Here is a 6,634-nt window from a genome sequence, read left to right on the forward strand (position 1 = left end):
TGTGTCAGGCGAGCTTGGACACGCCCGGCTTCAGCTTCTCCAGCACCCACGGGATGTCGAGCGCCGTCGGGTAGCGCAGCGCCGAGATGGTCTCCATGTCGACGAGGAGGTAGTTGCCGCTCTTGAGGCCGGCGGCGAGCTGGTTGCCCTCGAACGCGGCCTGCAGGTCCGGCGTGGTGAACGCGACGATCACCAGGTCGGCCTTGAGCTTGTCGTACTGCTCCGGGGTGAGCGTGCCGGTCGGGCTGCCGGACTCGTTCTTGGTCGCGTCGGCGACGGTCGGGCTGAGCGTCAGGCCGGCCTGCTCGATCAGCTTGACCGCGAAGTCCTCCTTGGACACCAGCGAGAACATCTTGCCCGCGGTGTTGCCGACCGAGGCCGTGAAGGTCTTGCCGGCGGCCTTCGGGTTGTCGCTCTTGAACTTGGCGATCGCGGCCTCGGTGGTCTCGACGATCTTCTTCGCGTCACCGGTCTTGCCGAGCGCCTGCGCGACGACCTGCACGTGCTCCTGCCAGGTCTGCTTGCCCCACTCGGACGCGTAGCCGACGGTGGGCGCGATCTTGGCGAGGTTCGGGTACTCCTGCTCGAGCCCGAAGCTGGAGGTGGCGAGGATCAGGTCGGGGGTGAGCGCACCGACCTCCTCCGCGTTCACACCGGCAGCCGCGTTGACGATCTTCGTCTTGGCCGGGTCGAGCTTGCCCTTCAGCCAGCTGGGCACGGTCTCCGAACCGGACTTGTTGAAGAACGCGACGGGGGTGACACCCAGCGCCAGCGCGGCGTCGAGGTCATCGGTGGCGGTGCCGACCACGACCACGCGCGACGGCGCCTTGGTGATCTCCGCGGTGCCGAACTTGTGCGTGATCTTCACCGGGAACGCCGACGCGTCGGAGCTCGCCGGGCTCGTCGACTGCGTGGACGGATCCTGCACCTGGCCACACGCGGCCAGACCGGCGCCCAGTACCGCGGCGAGGACAAGGCTCCCCAGCACTCTGCCGGACGGACGAACCCTGCTGGACATGGCAACACCCTTTCGGTGTACAGCGGTCAAAGCGCGCCAAGTCAAGCAAGGCTAACCTAATTAAGCAAACCCTTCCTCTGCGACACCGATCACGTTCCACAGGGCCTCCACCAGGGCTCCGAAGAAAGATCAGGACGGCCTGGATCACCGGTTTCCCGTCAAGCAGGAAGACCCGCAGCAACCCCGCCGGCCGCGAGAAGCCATTCGGATCAGCGATCTACCGCAACTGATCTGTGACCTCGTTCGGCCGAACGAAACACAGCGCATCGGCACAGTCACTCAGAGACGCGCGCCGACCGGCTCTGACGATCTGTCCTAAGTGGACTGCGGATGGCGACGCGTGCGCCGTTCAACCGATTGCGGCGCCATCGTTGCTCCGGCAGTGTTCCTGACATGGTTGTTCTCGCCGACGCGGCCGCTCAGGTCTGGTTCTTCGGACGGGTCGACGCCGACGTCTTCGCGGCATGGGGTCAGGTGATCGGTGCCGCGGGAACGCTTTTGGCCGTCATCGTGGCGATCTGGATCGCAGTTCGCGACGGCCGGTACCGAGATGCGGAACGCCGCGACAACGAGGCGATGCACGCGCGACTGGTGTCCGGCGCCCGTGCGTCGAACCCGCCGAGCCTCACCATCAGCTATTCGAACTACGGCAGCTGCCCGGTGACCAGCGTGCGAGTCGTCGACGTGGCCGGACGGTTCGGCGAGACGCGTTCCACCGGCTGGTCGATCGGCGGCTCGGCCGAACCGTACGTGCTGGGCGCCATCGCGCCCGGCCAAACCGTGACCACTCCGCCGATTTCCGTCACCTGGCCGGAGGGACAGGACGTCGACGAGACGGCAGCGCTCTACTACCCCACCATCGTCTTCTTCGACACCAACGGCCGCTGGTGGGAACGTCGTGGCCACGACCAGCCACGACGCCTGCTCAGCTCGCCCGCGGCGGTCTCCCGGCTGCCGACCGGAAACGGGTCGTAGAACCGGCCTCAGTCAACAGGCCACGCGGGGAAGTAGTAGCCGTCCTGCCACGGGTGGGCGAGGTCGCGATAGCCACACCCGGCCGTCAGGTGCCCGGCGTCCCGGAACCCCTGTTCGGAGATCTCGCACTCCGCCATCGTCGGATACGGACCGATCCACGTCCACGAGTCGGCATTGGCCACACCGGCGCCGCCCATCACCAAAGCTGCGGAAATCCCCAGAACCCCGACGAGTCTGCCCATCAGACCAGCAAACTGCGGTGCGACCGGGGGCACAAGCCACCGTTGTGCGCAGCCCGCCCGGACGAACGGGCGCCGCGCGGGCTCCGCAGTCCACAAAGGACTTCAGCTGTGCACGGTGCTGCTCGGCCCTGCTCAGCGCCAGAACGGCAGGCAGATCCAGTAACCGGCCGCCACCACGGGAACCAGCAGGAACAGCGTGGTCGCGGGAACGCTGGTCGCCAGTCTCGACGGCAGGCGTCCGGACATCGCGGACATCCTCTCCCGCATGTGCAGACGGATCCGCGGAGAAGCAACCGTGGCAGACCAGGACGCCTCGAGCGCGGCCTCGACCTCCCCGATCCGGCAGCTGCTGAGCTGCCGGACGGCACGAACCCGCCACAACATCGCAATCCAGGCGACCGTCACGGCGAGACCGAACACGGAGAACAGCACGAGCACGACCTGCGGCACCCTCGACACCCCGCTCGAGGTTGCCGAGAAGGCGATCAGCGCGCTGTTCAGCGTGATGAGCAGTCCACCCATGCGAAAGTAGACCTGATCTTCGTGGAAGTAGTGCGCTGAAAGCAGCTTGTACTCCTCCAGCAACCAGGTCTCTTCCCGCTCTGTCAGCATGTCGACCAACTCCCAGATCCCCACCACCATCCGAAGTCGCCGACGAGCTCTGTGGCGACGTGTTGTCTGGTAGACGCGGCCCGTCGGCGCCGCGATACCAACCACACCCCTTCGGAGCAAAGCGGCGGGTACATGTGTCCACGGGAACCCGACCGGCTCAACCGGTGTAGCAAGCCCATGAGACCGGGTGCCCTTGTTCTGACCGTTTCACTGGTCACGGCCGCATGCACTGAGCCATCGGCTCCCTCGCCGGCCTCCGATGTGGTGTTCTTCGACTCGGACCACGGCATCACGGTGGCCGACAACCACGGCGAGGTGAAGTCGACAGACGCCACGGCGGCGAGCGCCGACTGGTCTCGGCTCCACGCCGTGCGCGGCGACAAGCTGATCACCTTCGACCCGAAGACGAACCTGGAACTGGCCCGCACCGGGCTGCCCCGCCGGCTCACCGCGCGAGTCGCATCGCCCGCGGGGACGCTGGTCGCGCTCACCGCAGACAGCTCCGCGCACCACGACCCCATACACCCGCCGGCTGGCAGGGAACGGACCACGATCGTGGTGGCGGACCCGAGCGGTGGGCGTCCGGCGCGGGAGTTCGACCTGCCCGGCAACTTCGAGCCCGAGGCGTTCTCCGCCGACGACGCCTACCTCTTCGTACTGGAGTACCTGCCGGCGAACGCCCCGGAGCGCTACCGGGTGTGGCGGGTGGAACTCGCCACCGGTCAGGTGCAACCACTGCTGCTGCGCGACAAGCAACTGATCCCGCCGGGCGCCGAGGAGGAGATGCGCGGCGAGGGACGTCAGGCCGTGCTGTCCCCGGACCGCACGCGGCTCTACACGCTGTACCTGCATCACGGCGACCACCAACACACCCGCGATCTGCTGCCAGGGCGGCGTGGCGCGGATGGCCAGGCTGTACACGCGTTCGTGCACGTGCTCTCGCTGAGCGAGGGCTGGGCCTACTGCCTGGACCTGCCCGACCCGTTCGGCCTCCACCCCGCCGGCGCGCACGCACTGACCATCGCCCCGGACGGCAAACGGCTCTACATCAGTGAAATGACCACCAAACAGATCGCGATCGCCGACACGGAAAGCCTGACTGTCACGAAGGTCGCGAAGATCCCCGACGACCTGCCGTCCGGCGACGGCACCGCGATGCTGACCTCACCCGACGGCAGCACCCTCTACCTCGCCTCGTCCAATGTGTTGCGGCGACTGGATTCCGCGACACTTCGGGTGGACGGCGCGTGGCCGATGCCCGCCGCGGTACGCGGGCTCGCGGTCAGCCCCGACGGCCGCCAGGTGCTCCTCGGCCAGACCAACAGCATCGCCCGCGTCGACACCTCCACCGGTCAGGTGCTCGACACCTTCGCCGCGCCCGGCCTGCTCACGTTGCGCAACAGCACAAAGCGGTAGCGATGTCACGGCTTGTTCGCGCTGAGGGCGGTGGCGCAGGCGGTGAGGTCTTGGCGTAGCCGTTCGGCGCTGCTGGCGGACAGGGCGTGGAGCATCCGGCGTTCGACCTCGGCGACGGCGCGGCAGGCCCGGGAGAGCAGGCGGGCGCCGTCATCGGTCAGCTGGGTGGGCAGTGCCCCTGTGCCCTTCGCGGTGCGCACACCGCTGCCCGGCGTCGACCTGAACGCTGCCGCACCGCGACCGGGAACGGGCGTGGCGTTGTGGCTGCACGCCGACGACGCCCAAGAACTGCACGATCATCTGACGGGGACGGGGGTGCAGATCTTGTCCTCGCCTGCCGACGGACCGTTCGGGCGGACTTTCACCTTCGCCGATCCCGACGGATACGCCGTCACCATCCACGACCGCGCCTGACACCGGTCGCGCTGCTCGATCAGCGACGTGGCTGGAAGTAGCGCTTGGTGATGTGTTTGCCGACAGCCGTGCCGAGCGTGGTGCCGTCGACGTCCGCGGAGCGGAAGTGGATGCCGGCCCAGATGCGTGCTCCGACGACTTCGGCGGTCGCCTGAGAGAACCGGTCGAAGTGCCGAGTGGTGCCGCTGTCGACGCTGAACGCGCTGAAGGAGACATCGTCCCGGCCGAAGAAGTGCGCATATGCCGTCATCTGCGCGGCTGTGCGACAGGTGTGGCCGGAGGGGTAGTCGGGATTCGGCGGGGTGACCACCAGCGGAGTCCAGCCGGGGTCGGCCGTGGTGGCGGGGTTTCCGTCGGTGTCGGCGGACCGGATGGCGGTGATCGGCCGCCAGAAGTGCCAGAACTCCTTGTCGTTCGCGCACGCGATCGCGCCGTCCGTGCCGGTGAAGTCTGCCAGCGCGTAGAAGCGCGCGGTCTCCAGCAAGCTGAGTCTCTGGGTGACGGCGAGGTCGCGCTTCATTCCCCAGCTGACGGAACGCCGGTCGTGCCACCAGAGCGCCGCATCGGTCTGGTCGGGGGTGCGGACGGTGCTCGTCGCCGAGCCGAGCCGCTTGACCTCGTTGAAATCGCGGGTGTACGTGCGGCTCGTGACCGCCGGTGGCCCGACGGTGCGGAACATCGTGGCGTCCGGGATGGCGAACGGCTTCAGGAAACCAACCCAGGCTCCCGAGTTCTCGAAGCCAGGCGGAGTGGGGCGGTACTGACCCGGCTCGGTGCCGATGGTCCAGGGCCGGGGGTCGAAGGCGCCGTCGTTCCGCCGTGACGTGATCATCGCCGCGGCGGCCTCGGCGCCGACCCGGACACCGCCGCGCTTCGCCGGACCGTCCGGAATGCCCGCGAGCCACTCGTCGTACTGCGTGCGCAGTCTTTCCTGCTGTGCCGGGAAAACGGCGTCCAGCACCCGGTAGGCGGCCGTCCCGACGGCGGCGTCCGTCGACTCACGGCCGTTGGCCCGCGGCGCGAAGAGGTAGGGCTCGTACGGCGTGCCGGCGATCGCGTTCACCGCGTCGTAGACCGCACCGCTGACCATCGCGAAACCGCGTCCGGCAACCTGCGGCGGCGCCTGCTGCGCGACGTCCCAGATGGCGGTCTGCGCGTTGATGTCCCAGACGACGACCGCGTTCGGTGACGCGTTCACATCGGCGGCGACCGGCGGCACGAGCGCGAGCGGCGGTATCAGTGTGAGAGCCGCGAAAATCGCCAAGCGGCGTGTCATGACCATCGTCAACCCCAGGGATACCGCGTCGACAACACCGAATACGCAACGTATCGGCATGCGTCCCGCAGGTGCAATGCGCACTCGAACGTTCGCGTATCCCGCAACCCGATCCCGGATGCGCTGCATCTCGACTCCGCTGAGACCGGCACTGCTCACGGCGAATCGTGGCCCGATGCTGCGCCGCTGGCTGGCGACGTCGCTGACCGACGAGACCGATGCCCAGCGGTGGCTGGACGCACAAGCCGCCGGCTGAGCCTCCGCAACACGGTTCAGTTTCGCCGTGGTGCCCGATGAAGAACGACAACTCGCCCATCGGTCACGTGGTGGTGAAGGTCGTGACCGCCGGCGTGGCAGAGGTCGGCTACTGGACTGCGGCCGCCCGTGCCCTGGACACCGCGTCGCGCTGGGCACTGGGCACGCAGAACCTGGTCCAGCTGACCCGCTTGGAGCTGCTGCACGCGAAGGGCAACCGAGCCTCCTGCCGTGTTGTGGAGAAGTGCGGCTACCTCCTGGACGACCTGCTACCGGCCGCACCCCCGGCTTTTCCTGACAGCGGACACCGGCATGTGCGCACACCGCGGCTTGAGGTTCACCCCGAACGGTGGACGGGGCGTAAGAGATTCAGGCAGCCGCTCGGAGTGAATTCTCGTAGTCGCTGGGACTGCGCATCCCGAGCTT

10 protein-coding genes are annotated in these 6,634 nt (G+C 67.9%); 5 read left to right on the top strand and 5 right to left on the bottom strand.

Features of this window, described 5'->3' with window-relative positions; all coding sequences use genetic code 11:
• Positions 1-4 precede the first annotated feature (4 nt).
• Positions 5-1,018 carry an ABC transporter substrate-binding protein gene (locus C8D87_RS25590; protein WP_109639887.1) on the bottom strand — a complete coding sequence of 338 codons (1,014 nt, stop codon included), beginning with the start codon at positions 1,016-1,018 and terminating at the stop codon, positions 5-7.
• A 393-nt stretch (positions 1,019-1,411) separates the two neighbouring features.
• Here C8D87_RS25590 and C8D87_RS25595 point away from each other — a divergent pair, with 393 nt between their 5' ends.
• Complete coding sequence (locus C8D87_RS25595; protein ID WP_112228653.1) at positions 1,412-1,993, top strand: hypothetical protein; 582 nt, start codon at positions 1,412-1,414, stop codon at positions 1,991-1,993.
• Between the two features lie 8 nt (positions 1,994-2,001).
• Here C8D87_RS25595 and C8D87_RS25600 read toward each other — a convergent pair whose 3' ends face one another.
• Positions 2,002-2,235, bottom strand: a complete 234-nt coding sequence (locus C8D87_RS25600) for a hypothetical protein (RefSeq protein WP_146771867.1) — start codon at positions 2,233-2,235, stop codon at positions 2,002-2,004.
• 132 nt (positions 2,236-2,367) lie between these two features.
• On the bottom strand, positions 2,368-2,847 hold the full coding sequence (locus C8D87_RS25605; protein ID WP_146771868.1) for a RipA family octameric membrane protein: 480 nt from the start codon (positions 2,845-2,847) through the stop codon (positions 2,368-2,370).
• A gap of 264 nt (positions 2,848-3,111) precedes the next feature.
• Here C8D87_RS25605 and C8D87_RS25610 point away from each other — a divergent pair, with 264 nt between their 5' ends.
• Positions 3,112-4,263, top strand: a complete 1,152-nt coding sequence (locus C8D87_RS25610) for a hypothetical protein (RefSeq protein WP_146771869.1) — start codon at positions 3,112-3,114, stop codon at positions 4,261-4,263.
• A gap of 5 nt (positions 4,264-4,268) precedes the next feature.
• On the opposite strand, the gene C8D87_RS47935 is transcribed toward C8D87_RS25610, so the two are convergent.
• Positions 4,269-4,463, bottom strand: a complete 195-nt coding sequence (locus C8D87_RS47935) for a hypothetical protein (RefSeq protein ID WP_233442281.1) — start codon at positions 4,461-4,463, stop codon at positions 4,269-4,271.
• Here C8D87_RS47935 and C8D87_RS47940 point away from each other — a divergent pair.
• Positions 4,456-4,677 carry a VOC family protein gene (locus tag C8D87_RS47940; protein WP_233442282.1) on the top strand — a complete coding sequence of 74 codons (222 nt, stop codon included), beginning with the start codon at positions 4,456-4,458 and terminating at the stop codon, positions 4,675-4,677. The genes C8D87_RS47935 and C8D87_RS47940 overlap by 8 nt on opposite strands.
• Positions 4,678-4,696: 19 nt before the next feature.
• Here the strand turns inward: C8D87_RS47940 and C8D87_RS25620 are convergent, their stop codons facing one another.
• Positions 4,697-5,953: a vanadium-dependent haloperoxidase gene (locus C8D87_RS25620; protein WP_215732477.1), complete on the bottom strand. Its 1,257-nt coding sequence runs from the start codon at positions 5,951-5,953 to the stop codon at positions 4,697-4,699.
• Between the two features lie 76 nt (positions 5,954-6,029).
• On the opposite strand from C8D87_RS25620, the gene C8D87_RS45290 reads away from it, so the two are divergent.
• Together C8D87_RS45290 and C8D87_RS47090 are read left to right on the top strand one after the other, a co-directional pair.
• Positions 6,030-6,209 (top strand): hypothetical protein, encoded by a 180-nt coding sequence (locus tag C8D87_RS45290; RefSeq protein WP_146771870.1) that lies wholly within the window; start codon positions 6,030-6,032, stop codon positions 6,207-6,209.
• Positions 6,210-6,246: 37 nt separating this feature from the next.
• A partial coding sequence (locus tag C8D87_RS47090; protein ID WP_215732478.1) for a GNAT family N-acetyltransferase occupies positions 6,247-6,634 on the top strand: 388 nt, incomplete at its 3' end.

The organism is Lentzea atacamensis, from assembly GCF_003269295.1.
Taxonomy (GTDB): Bacteria; Actinomycetota; Actinomycetes; order Mycobacteriales; family Pseudonocardiaceae; genus Lentzea; species Lentzea atacamensis.

Bases quoted from the DNA above. Each gene is read 5' to 3' on its own strand.
- C8D87_RS25590 (WP_109639887.1), bottom strand. From the start codon at position 1,018: ATGTCCAGCAGGGTTCGTCCGTCCGGCAGAGTGCTGGGGAGCCTTGTC.
- C8D87_RS25595 (WP_112228653.1), top strand. From the start codon at position 1,412: ATGGTTGTTCTCGCCGACGCGGCCGCTCAGGTCTGGTTCTTCGGACGG.
- C8D87_RS25600 (WP_146771867.1), bottom strand. From the start codon at position 2,235: ATGGGCAGACTCGTCGGGGTTCTGGGGATTTCCGCAGCTTTGGTGATG.
- C8D87_RS25605 (WP_146771868.1), bottom strand. From the start codon at position 2,847: ATGCTGACAGAGCGGGAAGAGACCTGGTTGCTGGAGGAGTACAAGCTG.
- C8D87_RS25620 (WP_215732477.1), bottom strand. From the start codon at position 5,953: ATGACACGCCGCTTGGCGATTTTCGCGGCTCTCACACTGATACCGCCG.
- C8D87_RS45290 (WP_146771870.1), top strand. From the start codon at position 6,030: ATGCGCACTCGAACGTTCGCGTATCCCGCAACCCGATCCCGGATGCGC.